Origin of the sequence: Mesorhizobium sp. C372A (assembly GCF_030323245.1) — a bacterium.
Taxonomy (GTDB): domain Bacteria; phylum Pseudomonadota; class Alphaproteobacteria; order Rhizobiales; family Rhizobiaceae; genus Mesorhizobium.
This window is the reverse complement of record NZ_CP100475.1, coordinates 4,174,208-4,192,733: the sequence shown is the minus strand read 5'-3', so window position 1 is coordinate 4,192,733 and position 18,526 is coordinate 4,174,208. Positions and strand designations below refer to the sequence as shown.

Genomic DNA, 18,526 nt, shown 5'->3' with positions numbered 1-18,526 from the left:
CGGCTCCATACACGAAGCCGATTTTCTATTCTAGACCGGAATTCAAGCGCTGGCGAATGATGGGGAGCTCCATGCCGCGACCCACTTTGGCTTCTTATCTTCGCGACGGCTGTGCAATATCCCTTGGTGCCAGAATCGATCCTCACCGATGTAGTCGCGCCGGTCATCGTCCGCTGCGCAACAATTCTCCATGGAGTCCCTATGTCCGTGTCCGCCTACCTTGACCGCGTGCGCCGCGAGCAAGGCCTGTTTACGATCGAAGAGGTTGTTGGCCTGTCCGAGCGCGGCAACGTGATCTACGACCCCTACTCCACGCTGATTTCCGCAGGCGCCGTCATCGGGCGAGGCAACGTCTTCTTCCCCGGCGTCTACCTGTTCTGCACCGACGGTGGCGCGCTGGAGATCGGCGACGCCAACATTTTCCACACCAACACACTGTTCGAAGCATCCGCCGGCGCAATCCGCGTCGGCTCACGCAACCAGTTTGGCGAAGGCGGTTTTACTGCAAAGGCCAACAGGCCGGGAGCCTCGATCGTGATCGGCGATCAAGGCCGCTATCTCAACGGCGCGGCGGTGTTCGGTGAGACGGTGCTCGGTTCGGGCAGCCAGCTTCTCGGCGCGATCACCGTCGACAGTTGCCGGCTGGAACCGGGCGGCAGTTTTCGTGAGTCCGACCCCGACCGCCGGGCCGGATTGCTGAAAGGCGCCGGCGCCGCGCGCGGCTTCACCGTGCCTGCCGGGCACGTCATCGTCGGCGCCGGCACGTTCTCGGCATCCGACCTGCAGTTGCAGTCGAATTTCCATCCGAAAGTCTAGGTGGCCACCAGCCGCGCCAACTGCGTCATGACGACAGCCGAGCCCGCCAGACGCTTCTCGGCTGTCGGCCAGTCGCGGATGAAGACCACGCTGTGGTCGGCCCTGATCTTGGCCAGCGAGCCCTGTTCGCCGATGTACTTGACCAGCCCGACCGGGTTGGAAAACTCGCGCTTGCGGAAATGGATGACGACGCCCTTGGGGCCGGCATCGAGCTTTTCGACATTGGCCCTCCGGCAGAGTGCCTTGATGAAGACGATCTTGAGCAGATGCTTCACTTCCTCCGGCAGCGGGCCGAAGCGGTCGATCAGCTCGGCGCCGAAAGCATCGATCTCCTCTGTGCTTTCGAGATCGCCAAGGCGGCGGTAGAGCGCCAGCCTGAGCTGCAGGTCCGGCACATAGCTTTCCGGGATCATGACCGCCGTGCCCACCGCGATCTGCGGCGACCAGCCGCCATCCTGCACCTCACCGGAATCCTTCACCTCGGCCACCGCCTCCTCCAGCATCTGCTGGTAGAGCTCGAATCCGACCTCCTTGATATGACCGGATTGTTCTTCGCCGAGTAGATTGCCGGCGCCCCTGATGTCGAGGTCGTGGCTGGCGAGCTGGAAGCCGGCGCCAAGCGTGTCCAGCGATTGCAGCACCTTCAGCCGGCGCTCGGCGGTGTCGGTGAGCTTGCGATTGGCCGGCAGCGTGAACAACGCATATGCCCGCACCTTGGAACGGCCGACGCGGCCGCGCAGCTGGTAGAGCTGCGACAGGCCGAACATATCGGCGCGATGGATGATCAGCGTGTTGGCGGTCGGAATGTCGAGCCCGGATTCGACGATGGTGGTCGACAACAGCACGTCGTACTGGCCGTCATAGAAGGCGTTCATGATGTCGTCGAGTTCGCCCGGCGGCATCTGGCCATGGGCCACCGCCACCTTCAGCTCGGGGACGGATTCGCGCAGGAAATCATGGATTTCGGCGAGATCGCTGATGCGCGGAACGACATAGAAGGAATGGCCGCCGCGGTAGCGTTCGCGCAGCAGCGTCTCGCGGATGACCAGCGGGTCGAAAGGCGAGATGAAGGTGCGCACCGCCATGCGGTCGACCGGCGGCGTGGCGATCAGCGACAGTTCGCGCACGCCGGTCAAGGCAAGCTGCAGCGTGCGCGGGATCGGCGTCGCCGACAGCGTCAGCACGTGGACGTCGGTCTTGAGGTCCTTCAGCCGTTCCTTGTGCTTGACGCCAAAATGCTGCTCCTCGTCGATGATCAGCAGGCCGAGATTCTTGAACGAGATCGCCGACCCGAGCAGTGCATGGGTGCCGATGACGATGTCGACCTGCCCCTCGGCGATGGCTTTCTTGGTTTCCGCCAGTTCCTTGGCGCCGACCAGCCGCGAGGCCTGGCCGACGCGGATCGGCAGGCCGGAGAAGCGCTGCGAAAAGGTCTTGAAATGCTGGCGCGACAACAGCGTCGTCGGCACCACGACCGCGACCTGGAACCCTTCCATCGCCGCGATGAAGGCGGCGCGCAACGCCACTTCGGTCTTGCCGAAGCCGACATCGCCGCAGATCAGCCGGTCCATCGGCTTGCCGGCGCCGAGATCGTCCACGACGGCATCGATCGCGCCTTGCTGGTCGTCGGTCTCCTCATAGGGAAAGCGCGCCGAGAATTCGCCGTAAAGCCCTTCCGCCGGCACCATGGGGGGCGCGGTACGCATCTGGCGCTCGGCGGCAATGCGGATCAGCTGTCCGGCCATGTCGAGCAGGCGCTTCTTCAGCCGCGTCTTGCGCGACTGCCAGGCGCCGCCGCCGAGCTTGTCCAGCGTCGCCTCGGCTGTGTCAGAGCCGTAGCGCGACAGAAGCTCGATGTTTTCCACCGGCAGGAACAGCCGGTCGTCGCCGGCATAGTGGATTTCCAGGCAGTCATGCGGCGCGCCGACCGCCTCGATGGTGCGCAGGCCGATGAAGCGGCCAATGCCGTGATCGGCGTGGACGACGATGTCGCCGGCCGACAGCGACGAGGCCTCGGCGATGAAATCCGACGCGCGCTTCTTGCGCTTCGAGCGGCGGATCAGCCGGTCGCCCAGAATGTCCTGCTCGGCGACGACAACCAGCTGTTCGGTCTCGAAGCCGGATTCCAGCGGCAGCACGGCGAGTGCCGCCTGCCCCGGCTCGAGCTTTTCGGCTTCGGCCAACGTCGCCACCGGCACCAGATTGCCGAGATGATGCTCGGCCAGGATCTGGCCGAGCCGATCGAGCGATCCTTCGGTCCAACCGGCGACGATGACCCGCCGGCGCGCCGCGCGCTCGTCGGCGATGTGTTTTACGACGACATCGAAGACGTTGATGTTTGGGTCAGCCCGTTCCTCGGCAAAGCTGCGGCCATGGCGCGAGCCGCCATGGAAGACCTTCTTGGCCCCGACATCGGGCGCGTCGAAGGCGGTGAAGTCGATGGCTTCGCGCGGTCCGAGCGACGCCACGAGGTTTTCGGGTGAGAGATAGAGCAGTTCCGGCGCCACCGGCTTGTAGGGCACGGCGTCCTTCAAGGCGGCGTCGGCCTGTTTGCGGCGCGCTTCGTAGTGGTCGAGGATCAGCGTGTGACGCTCAGCCAGCGCTTCGTGCGCCAGATGGTCGAAGATGACAGGCGCATCCGGCAGATAATCAAACACTGTCTCCAGCCGCTCGTAGAACAGCGGCAGCCAGTGCTCCATGCCGGCAAAGCGCCGCCCTTCGCTCACCGCCGCATAAAGGCCGTCGTCGCGCTGCGGCGCGCCAAAGGCTTCGATATAGGAGCGCCGGAAGCGGCTGATGGTTTCGGGCGTCAGCGCCACTTCGCTCATCGCCTGCAGCGCCATCGACTTGCGCTGGCCGGTGGTGCGCTGCGTGGCAGCGTCGAATACACGGATCGATTCCAGCGTGTCGCCGAAGAAATCGAGCCGCAGTGCTTCCGTCCAGCCGGGTGCGTAAAGGTCGAGGATGCCGCCGCGCACGGCGAATTCGCCGATACCGCGCACCGTCGGCACCCGCTCGAAGCCGGAAATCTCCAGCCGGGACACCAGCGCGTTCATGTCGATCTGGTTGCCGGGCCTTGCGTGGAAAGTCTGCGCTTCGACCAGATCGGCCGGCGGAATGCGCTGCAGCAGCGCATTGGCAGTGGTCAGGATGACCGCGCGATGCGGCTTTTTCGCCAGCGCGATCATCGCCGTCAGGGCATCGAGCCGCTTGGCGGCGGCATCGGAGCCTGGCGAAACGCGGTCATAGGGCAGGCAATCCCAGGCCGGCAACTCCAGCACCGGCAGGCCGGGGGCGGCAAAGGTCAGCGCCTCGATGATCGACGGCAGGCGCTGGCCGTCGCGCGCCACGAACAGCACCGGTTTGTCAGGCGCAATCTCATGGATCGCCTGCACCAGCGCAAAGGCTTCGTAGCCATCGGCAACGCCGTCGACGATGAACTGGCCGGCACGGCCTTTCGGCAGACCGATTTTGGGAATGAGGCTCATGGTTGCACGTTTAAAATGTCATGGTCCGGCGCGATGCCAGGATCTTTTGCAGGACGGCACAGTCGATATTCCCGGGAACCGGGCCTTCGCCGGTGACCATGGGCAGGAATTCGGTGTCGGGAATGTCGAGGAGCTTTTCATATTGGTCGATTTCATCGCCGGTCAAGGCGCCGATCTCGTTGTCGGCAAAGGTACCGAGGATAAGGTCCATCTCGCGCATCCCGCGATGCCAGGAGCGGAACAACAGCTTGCGGCGCCTGATATCCAGCCCCTCGCTCGATCGTTTCGTCCCGGTCATCGTGCCGCATCCTTGCTTGGTGCGGCGCATATAGCGTGGATAGAGGGCGGTGTCAGCCTTGCAACGCACGGGTGGGCGGCTAAACATCCCGGGTGTGAAGAACACTCCTGACAACGCTGGTGCCGGACACCGCCCGCACTTCACCCTCCCCCTTGTGGGGAGGGTCGGCGAGCACGCTTCGCAAAGCGAAGCGAGTGAGACGGGGTGGGGGTGCGGCGCTGACCTACCGACTTCCTCGAAAGTTAGACGCGCACCTACCCCCACCCCGCTCCGCTTCGCGGATCGACCCTCCCCACAGGGGGGAGAGTAAAGCCATGCGCCCCTCCCTCCTCGACCCTCTCTTCGTCCCCATCACTTCGCTTGCCGGCGTCGGCCCCAAGGTTGGCGCTCTGATCGAGAAGGTAGTGGCGGCCGATCTCGGCGAACGGCCGGCGCGCGCGGGCGACCTGTTGTTCGTGCTGCCGCACACCGTCATCGACCGTCGCAATCGTCCCGGCATCGCGCTTGCGCCTGCCGGCGCCATCGTCACACTCGACGTGCGCATCGACCGCCACCAGCCGCCGCCGCGCGGCAACCGGTCGGTGCCTTACCGCGTCTATGCCCATGACGACACCGGCGAGATCGGCCTGATCTTCTTCCACGCCCATGCCGCCTATCTCGAAAAGGCGATGCCGGTGGGCGAGCATGTCGTCGTCTCCGGCCGCATGGAGTGGTTCAACGGCCGCCCGACCATGGTCCATCCCGACCATGTCGCCCTGGTGAGCGAGGCGGAAACACTGCCGCTGGTCGAACCGGTCTATCCGCTGACCGCCGGCCTGTCGGGCAAGGTGCTGCGCCGCGCCATCGGCCAGGCGCTCGGCCGGCTGCCGGAATTGCCGGAATGGCAGGACGGCGCCTTCATGCGCAAGCAGACTTTCCCCGCCTTCGCCGACGCGCTCGCCCGCATCCACTATCCCGCGGACCCGATCGATGTCGCCATCGAGGGGGTGGCATGGCGCCGCCTTGCCTATGACGAGCTTCTCGCCGGCCAGGTCTCGCTGGCATTGGTGCGGGCAAAAGTGCGCCGCCTGTCGGGCCGGCCGCTCATCGGCGACGGTCGCATCGTCGAGAAACTGCGCGCAGCCCTGCCGTATTCATTGACCGGCAGCCAGGAATTCGCGCTTGCCGAAATCAATGCCGATCTGGCCGACCCCGAGCGCATGCTGCGCCTGCTGCAAGGCGATGTCGGGTCCGGCAAGACAGTGGTGGCGCTGCTGGCCATGGGGCGCGCGGTGGAGGCCGGCGGCCAGGCGGCCTTGATGGCGCCGACCGAAATCCTGGCGCGCCAGCATCTGGCGACAATCACGCCGCTGGCCGAACAGGCCGGCCTGCGCGTCGCTATCCTGACCGGCCGCGAAAAGGGCCGCGAACGCACTGAAACGCTATCAGGTCTCGCCAGCGGCGAGATCGACATCGTCGTCGGCACCCATGCGCTGTTCCAGGAAACGGTGACCTATCACGACCTCTTGCTTGCCGTGGTCGACGAGCAACACCGCTTCGGCGTCCACCAGCGGCTTGCCATCACCGCCAAGGGCGACGCCCCCGACATGCTGGTGATGACGGCGACGCCGATCCCGCGCACTCTCGTGCTGACCGCCTTCGGCGACATGGACGTCTCCAAGCTGACGGAAAAGCCGGTTGGCCGCCAGCCGATCCGCACCGTCACGCTGCCACTGGAACGGCTGGACGAACTGGTCGGGCGCATGCTCGATGCTGTCGCCGACGGCCAGAAGATCTACTGGATCTGCCCGCTGGTCGAGGAATCCGAAGAGATCAAGCTGATGTCGGCCGAGGACCGTTTTGCCTCGCTGCAGCCCTTGTTCGGCGATCGCATCGGCCTCGTCCATGGCCGCATGAAGGGCGCCGAAAAGGACGAGGCGATGCGCGCCTTCAAGGCCGGCGAAACCCGCATCCTGATCGCCACCACCGTTATCGAGGTCGGCGTCGACGTGCCGGACGCCACGATCATGGTCATCGAGCATGCCGAGCGTTTTGGCCTGGCGCAACTGCACCAGCTGCGCGGCCGCGTCGGGCGCGGCGACAAGCCTTCTTCCTGCGTGCTGCTTTACAAGGACCCGCTCGGCGAGACGGCAAAGCGCCGGCTGTCGGTGATGCGCGAGACCGAGGACGGTTTCCTGATCGCCGAAGAGGATCTGAAGCTGCGCGGCGAAGGCGAATTGCTCGGCACCCGCCAGTCCGGCACGCCGGGCTTCCAGGTGGCGCGCATCGAGGTGCACGCCGACTTGCTCGAAGCAGCCCGCGACGATGCAAGGCTGATCCTGTCGCGCGACCCGGAACTACAGTCTGAGCGCGGCGAGGCGCTGCGCCTGCTGCTCTATTTGTTCGGCCGCGACGAGGCCGTACGGCTCTTGCGCGCCGGCTGAGCGCCCTCGGCGATCAGCCCGCCAAGCGGCGGGTTGGCGAGATCTCCGTCGATCGGCTGGCCGTTCATCGTCACCATTTTCGGCTTGACTTCGGGCGCCACCAGCCCGGCCGAGACGATCAGCCTGGCGCCGTCCTCGATCGTCATGTCGAGCAGCACGATGTCGGATTTCGGCACGTACATCAGGAAACCGGTGGTAGGGTTCGGCGTGCACGGCATGAACACGGCGATCATCGGGTCGCCTGCATGGTCGAGCTTCTGGTTGATCTCGGTTTCCTTCTCGCTGGCGACGAAGACCAGCGACCAGACGCCTTTTCGCGGATATTCGACCAGCCCGACCTGGCGGAACATATCGCCCTTGTTCGACAGCACCGTCTGGAATATCTGCTTCAGCGAACCGTAGATGCCGCGCACCAGCGGCATACGGCCAAGCAGCCGTTCGCCGAAATTGACGATCGCGCGGCCGACGATGTTGGCGGTCATGAAGCCGATCAGCGTGATCAGCACGAGCGCCACGATCAGGCCGAAGCCGGGCACCGGAAACGGCAAATAGGTGTCGGGGCTGTAGCGCGCCGGAATGTACGGCTTCACCCAGGAATCGACCCAGCCGACGAACGACCAGGCGATATAGGCGGTGATCGCCAGCGGCGCGCAGACGATAAAGCCTGTGAGGAAATAGTTCCTCAGCCGGGTCATGCCGGAAGTTCTGGGAGCATCAGACATGGTTCACCGGGGACGCGGTTGCAGGGCCACACTAGTGAAGCGAACGGCGCTTTGGAACCGCGAAGTTTTTAAGACCGCCGATGAGCGCCGACTACTCCACAGTCACCGATTTCGCTAGATTGCGCGGCTGGTCGACGTCTGTCCCCATAAAGACGGCGGCGTAGTAGGCCAGCATCTGGATCGGCAGCGCATAGATGATCGGCGAGATGATTTCCGGCACGTCAGGCAGGATGATCGTCTCCATCGTCTTCACGCTCACCTGAGCCGCGCCCTTGGCGTCGGTGATCAGGATGATCTTGCCGCCGCGCGCCGCCACCTCCTGCATGTTCGACACAGTCTTTTCGAAGATGCGGTCATGCGGCGCGATGACGATGACCGGCATGTTCTCGTCGATCAGCGCGATCGGCCCATGCTTCAGCTCGCCCGCGGCGTAGCCCTCGGCGTGGATGTAGGAGATTTCCTTGAGTTTCAGTGCGCCTTCCATGGCCAGCGGGAAATTGGTGTCGCGGCCGAGATAGAGCACGTCCTTGTAGCGCGAGATTTCGCGCGCGATGCGCTCGATCTGCTCCTCGAGCTTGAGCACCTGGTTGGCGTAGCGAGGCGCCTCCGAAAGAGCGCGTACCAGCGTCTTTTCCTCGTCCTTCGAGATCGTGCCGCGGGCCACGCCGGCGCGCACCGCCAGCGAGGCCAGCACCGAAAGCTGGCAGGTGAAAGCCTTGGTCGAGGCTACACCGATCTCCGGACCGGCCAAGGTCGGCAGCACGACATCGGATTCGCGCGCCATGGTCGATTCGCGCACATTGACGATGGCGCCGATCTTCATGCCCGCCTTGCGGCAATAGCGCAGCGAGGCCAGCGTGTCGGCGGTTTCGCCGGACTGCGAGATGAAGAAGGCGGCATCATCCGCCGATAACGGCATTTCGCGGTAGCGGAATTCCGAGGCGACATCGATGTCGACCGGCAGCCGCGCATAGCGCTCGAACCAGTATTTGCTGATCAGGCCGGCTAGATAGGCGGTGCCGCAGGCCGAGATCGCCAGCCGGCCGATCTTGGCAAAGTCGAACGGCAGTTCCAGCGGCTTCGACACGCCAGAGACGAAATCGACATAGTGCGCCAGCGTATGCGAGATCACTTCGGGCTGTTCATGGATTTCTTTTTCCATGAAATGGCGGCGGTTGCCCTTGTCGACCATGAAGCTGGTCGACAGTGATTGCTGGCGCTTGCGGGCAACCTCTTTGCCGTCGATGTCGAAGATGGTGACGCCATCGCGGCGCACCACCGCCCAGTCGCCGTCTTCGAGGTAGGTGATGGAATTGGTGAACGGCGCCAGCGCGATGGCGTCGGAGCCCAGAAACATCTCGCCATCGCCATGGCCGACGGCCAGAGGCGGACCATTGCGGGCGCCGACGATGAGGTCCTCGTCGCCGGTGAACATGATGGCCAGCGCAAAGGCGCCTTCCAGCCGCTTCAGCGCCTGGTGCGCGGCCTCGATCGGCTTCAGCCCCTTGGCCAGTTCGCGCGCCACCAGATGCGCTACGACCTCGGTGTCGGTCTGCGACGAGAAGGAATAGCCGTCGCGGATCAGCTCATCGCGCAACTCGGCGAAATTCTCGATGATGCCGTTGTGAACGATGGCGACGCCGTTGGAAAAATGCGGATGGGCGTTGGTCTCGTTGGGCACGCCATGGGTCGCCCATCGCGTGTGGCCGATGCCGATGGTGCCGTCGAGCGGTTCTTCCTTCAGCCGGCGTTCGAGGTTGATGAGCTTGCCTTCGGCGCGGCGGCGGCCGAGCGCACCTTTCTCGACGGTGGCGACTCCGGCGGAGTCATAGCCACGATATTCAAGCCGCTTCAAAGCATCGACAATGAGCGGCGCGACTTGGCTCTGGCCGACAATTCCGACGATACCGCACATGCGCCTGCCCCCGATTCACCTGGAAAACCAGTCCCGATGGAAAACCAGCGTTATCTAGGGATTGCCGGCCCGCCGCGAAAGTCACTTTGCATTTCGTCTGGTGTAACGGAACGCTTCTCAACCCGATGCACCATGACACACCGCTCTTGCAATCCGGTTACCGCAATTCCTCGGTTGTTCAATTGCTTCGGCGGTTAATGGTCGGTGCCGGCCTTTTTCTTCGCCGCAGCGGCCGAGGCAAAGCGCTCGCGCAATTCCTTGCCTTTCCCGGGAATGGTCTTCTGGCGGGCGCGGCCGAAGGCCAGCGCATCGTCCGGCACGCTTTCGGTGATGACGCTGCCCGAGGCGATGTAGCCACCCTTGCCGATGGAAACCGGCGCCACCAGCGACGAGTTCGAGCCGACAAAGGCACCCTCGCCGATATCGGTGAAGAACTTTGAATAACCATCATAGTTGCAGGTGATGGTGCCGGCGCCGATATTGGCCCCCGCGCCCACACGGGCATCGCCGATATAGGTCAGATGATTGACCTTGGCGCCCTCCTCGATGACCGCCTGCTTGACCTCGCAGAAATTGCCGACCTTGGCCTTTTGCCTCAGATCGGCGCCAGGCCTGAGCCGCGCGAACGGACCGACGTCGCAATTGGAGGCGATGGTGGCGCCCTCTATGTGGCTGAAAGCGTGTATCTTGGCCCCGGTTGCAATTTTCACGCCCGGGCCGAACCAGACATTGGGCTCGACGATCGTGTCGGCGCCGATTTCGGTGTCGTGCGAGAAATACACCGTCTCCGGCGCGATCAGCGTTACGCCCGACAGCATGGCCTCGTAGCGCCGGCGCACCTGCCAGATGCCTTCCGCCTGCGCCAGCTCGGCCCGGTTGTTGATGCCGAGCGCGCTCTCGAAGCTCGTTTCGGTGGCGAGGACATCGAGCCCTTTCGCACTGGCGATCTCGACGATGTCGGTGAGATAGTACTCGCCCTTGGCGTTCTTGTTGCCAACCTGGTCGAGCAGGTCGAGCGCATGCTTGCCCGCCACCGCCATCATGCCGGCATTGCAGAAGCCGATCTTCTTTTCCTCGGCGGAGCAGTCCTTCTCCTCGCGGATGGCGGTGAGCTTGCCGCCCTTTTCGATCAGCCGGCCATAGCCGGTCGGGCTGGGCGGACGGAAACCGATCACTACGACGGCCGCGCCATCGGCAAGCTTTTGCCGCGCGGCCACTAGGGCTTCAGCATCGATCAGCGGCGTGTCGCCGAACATCACGAGAATATCGTCATAACCCTTTGATATCGCATCGCGCGCAGCCAGCACGGCATGCGCAGTGCCGAGCCGCTTCTCCTGCACGAAGGTCTCGGCCTTGGGCGCGAATTTCGCCGCCGCCTTGCGCATATCATCGGCGCCATGGCCGATCACCAGCGCCTGGCTGCGGGCGCCGGCGGCCTCGGCCGCTTTCACCACATGGGCGACCATCGGCAGTCCGGCGATCTGGTGCAGCACCTTCGGCATCGCGCTCTTCATGCGCGTGCCTTCACCGGCGGCGAGAATGACGGACAAGCAGGATCTCTGGCTCATGGAAGGACAACCGTATGAATGGGATCAGGAATCGCAGAGTGGTAGCATCTGGCGCCATGCTGCACCAATGGGGTTAAATTCCGGTGAGGTGATGAGGCAGTTCACTCTCGATCAGCGGATCTCTACCCCAGCCGGCCCAGCAGCGGAAAGGTCTCCAGCAGCCAGTAGGACACCGTCTGCACGCCGCCGGTGAGGAAGAACACGCCGGCGACGACCAGCAGCGCGCCGATCGCCTTTTCGACGCGGCCGAGATGGACGCGGAATTTGCCGAGGAAGCGCATGAAGGCGCCGGAGAACAGGGCAGCAATCAGGAACGGAATGCCGAGGCCAAGCGAATAGGCGGCAAGCAGAAGAGCGCCCTCGCCCACCGTCTCGCGGCCGCCGGCCAAGGTCAGGATCGGCCCCAGCACCGGGCCGATGCACGGCGTCCAGCCAAAGGCGAAGGCCAGCCCCATGACATAGGCGGCGACCATGCTGGCGGGCTTGCCCTGCGACTGGAAGCGCGCCTCGCGCGACAAAAGCGGGATGCGCAGGATGCCGAGGAAATTCAGCCCCATCAGGATGATCAGCACCCCGGCAGCCATCGCCAGCGGCTCCTGCCAGACGCGCAGCCAGTGGCCGATGGTCGAGGCGCCGGCGCCAAGCGCCACGAACACGGTGGAGAAACCGAGTACGAAGGCGAGCGAGGAATAGATGAGCGCGCCGCGGGCGCCGGCCTTGGCCGTGACGCCGGCATCGTCACCGCGAAAATCGTCGACCGACACGCCGGCCATGTAGCAGAGATAGGGAGGCACCAGCGGCAGCACGCAAGGCGACAGGAACGAGATCGCCCCCGCTCCGACCGCGCTGACATAGCCGACGTCCAATGGCATTCCAGAACTCCAGATTCCCTGGCGCCGATATAGCGGTGCAAACCCGTGTTCGCCAATCACCATCGTGTGGCATTTGGCTACAGATACGGTCCGGCGGACGAATTGTTGGCGGCCAATCCCAAGTTGACCAAGCCGGGGAAGAAATGTCCCTCGCCGAGCGTTCACAGAGCGAAGCCGCGATTTCTGCGCGCTTCGTCGGATCACCAGGGAGATTTCCATGAAAACGATCACCGTCGGCCTGGCCGCCCTTCTGCTCAGCACCGCCGCATCCTTCGCCGCCGAAGCGTGGAAGGAAGCCGAAGTCGGTGGCACCAAGATCTACACCGATGCCAATGGCATGACGCTCTATACCTATGACAAGGACGAGAAGGGCAAGACCAACTGCTACGACAAATGCGCCACCAACTGGCCGCCGCTGAAGGCCGAGGACGGCGCTAAGGCGGACGACGAATGGACCATCGTCGACCGCACCGACGGCACCAAGATGTGGGCCTATGACGGCAAGCCGGTCTACACCTTCATCAAGGACAAGAAGGCCGGTGACATCACGGGCGACGGCGTCGGCGAAGTCTGGCACATCGTCAAGGCCGACTGATCGTCCGAACCTCTATCCCGCACCCCATCGGCGGGACTCGGCTGGCCGCCGGCTCCAAGCGACCCGGCGACCAGTTCGGCATTTACGCGCAGCACGAACTGGTCGCGGCGCCTTTCCCGGTGGCTCGAAACACGAACCGTCCCAGACAAAAATTTTGTGATCTTCTCCATACACTCTAAGAGTGTATTGCGGCACACGCCTCCGCATTTTGGCCGCTTGCCCTTGACCGATCGCAAAAGCGCGGCCATGTGAGCGACCAATTGAATGCGTCACGCAGCGGAATTCTTCTGCCGCCCCACAGCTGATATGAGACCTCATGGACGTCGTCGTCGTCGAATCGCCGGCCAAGGCAAAGACAATCAACAAGTATCTCGGCAAGAACTTCAAGGTTCTGGCCTCGTTCGGCCATGTCCGCGATCTGCCGGCCAAGGATGGTTCGGTGCGTCCCGACGAGGATTTCGCCATGTCCTGGGCGGTCGACACCGCGTCCGGAAAGCGTCTCACCGACATAGCCAACGCGGTCAAGGATGCCGATGGCCTGATCCTCGCCACCGATCCGGATCGCGAGGGCGAAGCCATTTCCTGGCACGTGCTGGAGGTGCTCAAGCAGAAGCGCGTGTTGAAGGACAAGCCGGTCAGCCGCGTCGTCTTCAATGCCATCACCAAGTCGTCGGTGCTGGAAGCGATGGCCAATCCGCGCCAGATCGATGCGCCATTGGTCGATGCCTATCTGGCTCGCCGCGCACTCGATTATCTCGTCGGCTTCACGCTGTCGCCGGTGCTGTGGCGCAAATTGCCGGGCGCCCGTTCCGCCGGCCGCGTCCAGTCGGTGGCGCTGCGCCTGGTCTGCGACCGCGAATCCGAAATCGAACGTTTCGTCCGCGAGGAATACTGGCAGATCGCTGCCCTCCTCGGCACGCCACGTAACGACAGCTTCGAGGCGCGGCTGACCGCGTTCGAGCGCAAGAAGCTGCAGAAGCTCGACATCGCCAGCAAGGCGCAGGCCGACGATATCAAGGGCATGCTCGAAGGCGCGACCTTCAAGGCTCTGTCGGTGGAAGCCAAGCCGACGCGGCGCAATCCTGGCCCGCCCTTCACCACTTCGACGCTGCAGCAGGCGGCATCGTCGGGCCTCGGCTTTTCGGCGACGCGCACCATGCAAGTGGCGCAGCGCCTCTATGAAGGCATGGAGATCGGCGGCGAGACCACCGGCCTGATCACCTATATGCGAACCGACGGCGTGCAGATGGCGCCGGAGGCGATCGACGCCGCCCGCGACACCATCGCCAAGGAATTCGGCCCAAGATACCTCCCGGAAAAGCCGCGCCAGTACACAGCCAAGGCCAAGAATGCCCAGGAAGCGCACGAGGCGGTCCGCCCGACCGATTTCATGCGCACGCCGGCTTCGGTCAGGCAGTATCTCGATTCCGACCAGCTGCGGCTTTACGAATTGATCTGGAAGCGCGCCATCGCCAGCCAGATGCAGTCGGCCGAGATCGAGCGTACCACGGTCGAAATCGAGGCGGTCAATGGCGCTCGCACCGCGGAGCTTCGCGCCGTCGGTTCCGTCGTTCGCTTCGACGGCTTCATCGCCGCCTACACCGACCAGAAGGACGACGACGCCGAAGACGAGGAAAACCGTCGTCTGCCCGAGATCCGTGCCGGCGAGCAGCTGGCCCGTCAGGCGATCAATGCCACCCAGCACACCACCGAGCCGCCGCCGCGCTACTCCGAGGCGTCGCTGATCAAGAAGCTGGAAGAGCTCGGCATCGGCCGTCCGTCGACCTACACCGCGATCCTGAAGACGTTGGAAGACCGTGACTACGTCACCATCGACAAGCGCCGGCTGGTGCCGCAGGCCAAGGGCCGGCTGCTGTCGGCTTTCCTCGAAAGCTTCTTCGAGCGCTATGTCGAATATGACTTCACGGCCTCACTGGAGGAAAAACTTGACGAGATTTCCGACGGCAAGCTCGCCTGGAAGGACGTGCTGCGCGACTTCTGGAAAGATTTTTCCGGCGCCGTCGCCGACATCAAGGAACTGCGCGTCACCGACGTGCTCGATGCGCTGAACGAGGAACTGGCGCCGCTGGTGTTCCCCGCGCGGGAGGATGGCTCGAATCCCCGCATCTGCCCAAAATGCGGCTCCGGCAATCTGTCGCTGAAACTCGGCAAGTTCGGCGCCTTCGTCGGCTGCTCCAATTATCCGGAATGTTCCTTTACCCGCCAGCTCGGCGATGCCGCCAACCCGAATGGCGAGAATGGCGGCGGCGAGGACGGCACCAAGGTGCTCGGCAACGATCCCTACACGGCAGAGGAAATCACGCTGCGCTCAGGCCGCTTCGGTCCTTATATCCAGCGCGGCGACGGCAAGGAAGCCAAGCGGTCCAGCCTGCCCAAGGGCTGGACGCCCGACTCGATCGACCATGAAAAGGCCTTGGCGCTGCTGTCGCTGCCGCGCGATATCGGCAAGCATCCTGAATCCGGCAAGATGATCTCCGCCGGGCTTGGCCGCTATGGTCCATTCGTTTTGCATGATGGCACCTATGCCAATGTCGACAGCATAGAGGATGTGTTCTCGATCGGCCTCAACCGCGCTGTCACCGTGATCGCCGAGAAGCAGCTGAAGGGCAAGGGCGGCCGCAATGGCGGCACTGCGGCGGCGCTGAAGGAACTCGGCGACCATCCCGATGGCGGCGGCAAGATCGTCGTGCGCGATGGCAAATACGGGCCCTATGTCAACTACGGCAAGGTCAACGCGACACTGCCCAAGGGCAAGGATCCGCAGTCGGTGACCGTCGAGGACGCGGTGGCGCTGATTGCCGAGAAGGAAGCCAAAGGCGGCGGCAAGAAGCCGTTCCGCAAGGCGGCAGCCGCCAGGGCCCCCACAGCCAAGAAAACCACTGCCAAAACAACCACTGGCAAGAAAACCACAGCCAAGAAGTCGGCGACCAAGAAGCCGGCGGCGAAGAAAAAGGGATAGCAGCGTGGCGCGCAGGATCACCGGTAGAAGCCACGGCGATCCGCGCACCGCCGACACGAGGGCCAAAGTCAAGGACGACTACAGGCCCTCGCGTGACGAAATCCTGCGCTACATCGCCGAGAACCCCGACCGCGCGGGAAAACGCGACATCGCAAAGGCGTTTGCCTTGCGCGGCGACGACCGCATCTGGCTGAAGGACATTCTGCGCGACCTGCAGGACGAAGGCATCCTGACCAAGGAGCGCAAGCGGCTGGCCCGTGTCGGCGCCCTGCCCCATGTCGCCGTGCTCGACATTTTCGGCCGCGACGGCGACGGTATTCTGCTGGCGCATCCGGCGGAGGCCGTCGGCACCGGCGAACCGCCGGTGATCTCGATCCGCGTCTCCCGCGGCGGCAATGGCCCGCAGCCTGGCATTGGCGACCGTGTGCTGGCCAAGACCTTCCCGACCGACGAGGCGACCGGGCCTGCCTATACGGGCCGCGTAATGAAGATTTTCGAGAAGCGGACAGATGCCGTGCTGGGCGTCTTCCGGATCCTGAGGGACGGCACCTTCCGCATCGAGCCGGTCGAACGTCGCCAGCCCGAACTGATCGTCGACAAGGAATTCCAGAACGGCGCCAGGAACGGCGACCTTGTCGAGGTCGAGCCCGCGCGGGCCTCCCGGTATGGTTTGCCGCGCGCAAAAGTGCTGGCGGTGCTGGGCTCGCTGACCAGCGAAAAGGCGGTCTCGATGATCGCCATCCACGCGCACGACATTCCGCATATCTTCCCGGCCGACGTCATCGCCGAATCCGAGGCGGTAAAACCGGCGACGCTTGCTCACCGCGAGGACTGGCGCGACCTGCCGCTGGTGACCATCGACCCGGCCGACGCCAAGGACCATGACGACGCCGTCTTCGCCACGCCCGACCTCGACGAGAAGAACCCCGGCGGCGTGATCGCCACGGTGGCGATCGCCGATGTTGCAGCCTATGTCCGCTATGGCACCGCACTCGATCGCGAGGCGCTGAAACGCGGCAATTCTGTCTATTTTCCCGACCGCGTCGTGCCGATGCTGCCAGAGCGCATCTCCAACGACCTGTGCTCGCTGCGCGAAGGCCAGGACCGTCCCGCGCTTGCCGTGCGCATGATTTTTGCCGCCGATGGCCGCAAGCTGCGTCACACCTTCCACCGCGTCATGATGAAATCGGCGGCAAAGCTCGCCTATCCGCAGGCCCAGGCCGCGATAGACGGCCTTCCTGACGACAAGACCGGCCCGATCCTCGATACGGTGCTGAAGCCGCTGTGGGACGCCTACGCCATCCTCAAGCGCGGCCGCGATGGCCGCCAGCCGCTCGAGCTTGATCTGCCCGAGCGCAAGATCCTGCTCAAGCCGGACGGCACCGTCGACCGCGTCGTCGTCCCGGAGCGGCTCGACGCCCACAAGCTGATCGAAGAATTCATGATCCAGGCCAATGTCGCCGCCGCCGAAACGCTGGAAGCGAAGAAGCAGGCGCTGGTCTACCGCGTCCACGATGCGCCGTCGCTGGCCAAGCAGGAATCGCTGCGCGAGTTCCTGCAGACGCTCGGCCTGTCGCTGGCGCGTGGCGCGCAGATGCGGCCCGCCCAGTTCAACGGCATTCTCGAGCGCGTGCGTGGCGCCGACAATGAGGGGCTGGTCAACGAAGTGGTGCTGCGCTCGCAGAGTCAGGCCGAATATTCGCCCAAGAACATCGGCCATTTCGGCCTCAACCTGAAGCGCTACGCGCATTTCACCTCGCCGATCCGCCGCTATGCCGATCTGATCGTGCATCGCGGGCTGATTGCCGCACTTGGGCTCGGCCCTGGCGGGCTGACGCAGGACGAAGAGACGCGGCTGGAAGACGTCGCGGTGCTGATCTCCGGCACCGAGCGCCGCGCCATGGCGGCCGAGCGCGACACCGTCGACCGGCTGATCGCTGCCTACCTCGCCGAGCGCATCGACGACCGCTTCGACGCCCGCATTTCGGGCGTCACCAAATCGGGACTATTTGTCCAATTGCCGCAGTTTGGCGCAGATGGCTTCATCCCGGTGTCAAGTCTGGATGGCGATTACTATATATATGACGAAACCGCGCGATCGCTGTTCGGAGAACGCACCGGCAAGGGCTATCAGCTTGCCGACCGCGTCGAGGTTCGCCTGATCGAGGTGGCGCCTATGGCCGGCGCGATGCGTTTCGAGATGCTGACCGACCCGAAGCCCCTGCCCGGCTCCAAACGGTCGTTTCACAAGGCAAAAGGCCGCGCCCGCGCGTCGCAATCGCGCCCGGGGTCGCGCGGCAGGAGACGATAATGGCAAGCGAAATGGGAATCCAGAAGCAGGTTTTCGGCGGCGAACATCATTCGGGCCGAGTCGCCCGCCCGCTGTGGACGGCGATGAAGCGCGGCGCCCTTGGCCGCTGCCCGCATTGCGGCGAAGGCAGGTTGTTCGCCGGCTTCACCAAGAGCGTCGACAAATGCGCCGTGTGCGGTGAGGAGTTCCACCACCACCGTGCCGACGACCTGCCCGCTTATCTCGTCATCGTCATCGTCGGCCACATCGTTCTCGGCGCCTTCATGGGCGTCGAGGCGACCTCGACGCTCTCCATGTGGCAGCACATCGCAATTTGGGTGCCGTTGACCATCGTGCTGTCGGTCGCTCTGCTGCAACCGGTCAAGGGCGCCGTCATCGGACTGCAATGGGCGCTCTATATGCACGGCTTCGGCGGCGAAAAAGACGGCACCGAGCCGCATCCCGGAACCTAGTTTGCGTCAGGGCAATGTCGCCTGGCGCAACATGCCGACCGTGAAAGGCCACTTTCGTTTGCCAGAAGTTTCCGCTAGGTCCTGCG

General features: G+C 64.2%; 12 protein-coding genes. 6 read left to right on the top strand and 6 right to left on the bottom strand.

The genetic code is table 11. The annotated features are described in order from the left end of the window. Nucleotides 1-207: 207 nt before the first annotated feature. Nucleotides 208-816, top strand: a complete 609-nt coding sequence (locus NLY42_RS19860; protein ID WP_198022173.1) for a hypothetical protein — start codon at nt 208-210, stop codon at nt 814-816. Here the strand turns inward: NLY42_RS19860 and mfd are convergent. Together mfd and NLY42_RS19850 are read right to left on the bottom strand one after the other, a co-directional pair. Then, entirely contained in the window at nt 813-4,304 is a 3,492-nt protein-coding gene (gene mfd, locus NLY42_RS19855; RefSeq protein WP_023756362.1) for a transcription-repair coupling factor, read from the bottom strand. The two genes, NLY42_RS19860 and mfd, sit on opposite strands and share 4 nt — an antisense overlap. A gap of 10 nt (nt 4,305-4,314) precedes the next feature. Further along, nucleotides 4,315-4,602: an FAD assembly factor SdhE gene (locus NLY42_RS19850; RefSeq protein ID WP_023753310.1), complete on the bottom strand. Its 288-nt coding sequence runs from the start codon at nt 4,600-4,602 to the stop codon at nt 4,315-4,317. Nucleotides 4,603-4,916: 314 nt separating this feature from the next. Between NLY42_RS19850 and recG the strand changes: the two genes are divergently transcribed. Beyond that, on the top strand, nt 4,917-7,025 hold the full coding sequence (recG, locus tag NLY42_RS19845; RefSeq protein WP_023753311.1) for an ATP-dependent DNA helicase RecG: 2,109 nt from the start codon (nt 4,917-4,919) through the stop codon (nt 7,023-7,025). Here the strand turns inward: recG and NLY42_RS19840 are convergent. From NLY42_RS19840 to NLY42_RS19825, 4 genes are all read right to left on the bottom strand, one after another. Further along, complete coding sequence (locus tag NLY42_RS19840) at nt 6,977-7,747, bottom strand: DUF502 domain-containing protein (RefSeq protein WP_031193123.1); 771 nt, start codon at nt 7,745-7,747, stop codon at nt 6,977-6,979. The genes recG and NLY42_RS19840 overlap by 49 nt on opposite strands. A gap of 91 nt (nt 7,748-7,838) precedes the next feature. Continuing rightward, a complete protein-coding gene (gene glmS, locus NLY42_RS19835) occupies nt 7,839-9,662 on the bottom strand; it encodes a glutamine--fructose-6-phosphate transaminase (isomerizing) (protein WP_023701181.1) in 1,824 nt (607 codons plus the stop codon). 194 nt (nt 9,663-9,856) lie between these two features. Further along, nucleotides 9,857-11,230 carry a bifunctional UDP-N-acetylglucosamine diphosphorylase/glucosamine-1-phosphate N-acetyltransferase GlmU gene (gene glmU / locus NLY42_RS19830; protein ID WP_023744818.1) on the bottom strand — a complete coding sequence of 458 codons (1,374 nt, stop codon included), beginning with the start codon at nt 11,228-11,230 and terminating at the stop codon, nt 9,857-9,859. A 122-nt stretch (nt 11,231-11,352) separates the two neighbouring features. After that, nucleotides 11,353-12,102, bottom strand: a complete 750-nt coding sequence (locus tag NLY42_RS19825; RefSeq protein ID WP_023725730.1) for a cytochrome c biogenesis CcdA family protein — start codon at nt 12,100-12,102, stop codon at nt 11,353-11,355. A gap of 217 nt (nt 12,103-12,319) precedes the next feature. On the opposite strand from NLY42_RS19825, the gene NLY42_RS19820 reads away from it, so the two are divergent. The 4 genes from NLY42_RS19820 to NLY42_RS19805 all read left to right on the top strand — a co-directional run bounded on the left by NLY42_RS19820 (nt 12,320) and on the right by NLY42_RS19805 (nt 18,440). Further along, nucleotides 12,320-12,697, top strand: a complete 378-nt coding sequence (locus NLY42_RS19820) for a COG4315 family predicted lipoprotein (protein ID WP_023725729.1) — start codon at nt 12,320-12,322, stop codon at nt 12,695-12,697. Nucleotides 12,698-13,013: 316 nt separating this feature from the next. After that, entirely contained in the window at nt 13,014-15,677 is a 2,664-nt protein-coding gene (topA, locus tag NLY42_RS19815; RefSeq protein ID WP_023725728.1) for a type I DNA topoisomerase, read from the top strand. 4 nt (nt 15,678-15,681) lie between these two features. Next, on the top strand, nt 15,682-17,988 hold the full coding sequence (gene rnr, locus NLY42_RS19810) for a ribonuclease R (RefSeq protein ID WP_023753312.1): 2,307 nt from the start codon (nt 15,682-15,684) through the stop codon (nt 17,986-17,988). Next, the gene (locus NLY42_RS19805) at nt 17,988-18,440 is read left to right on the top strand and encodes a DUF983 domain-containing protein (protein ID WP_031194788.1); all 453 of its coding nucleotides are present in this window, start codon (nt 17,988-17,990) and stop codon (nt 18,438-18,440) included. Before rnr ends, NLY42_RS19805 begins: the two co-directional genes overlap by 1 nt. Nucleotides 18,441-18,526 lie beyond the last annotated feature (86 nt).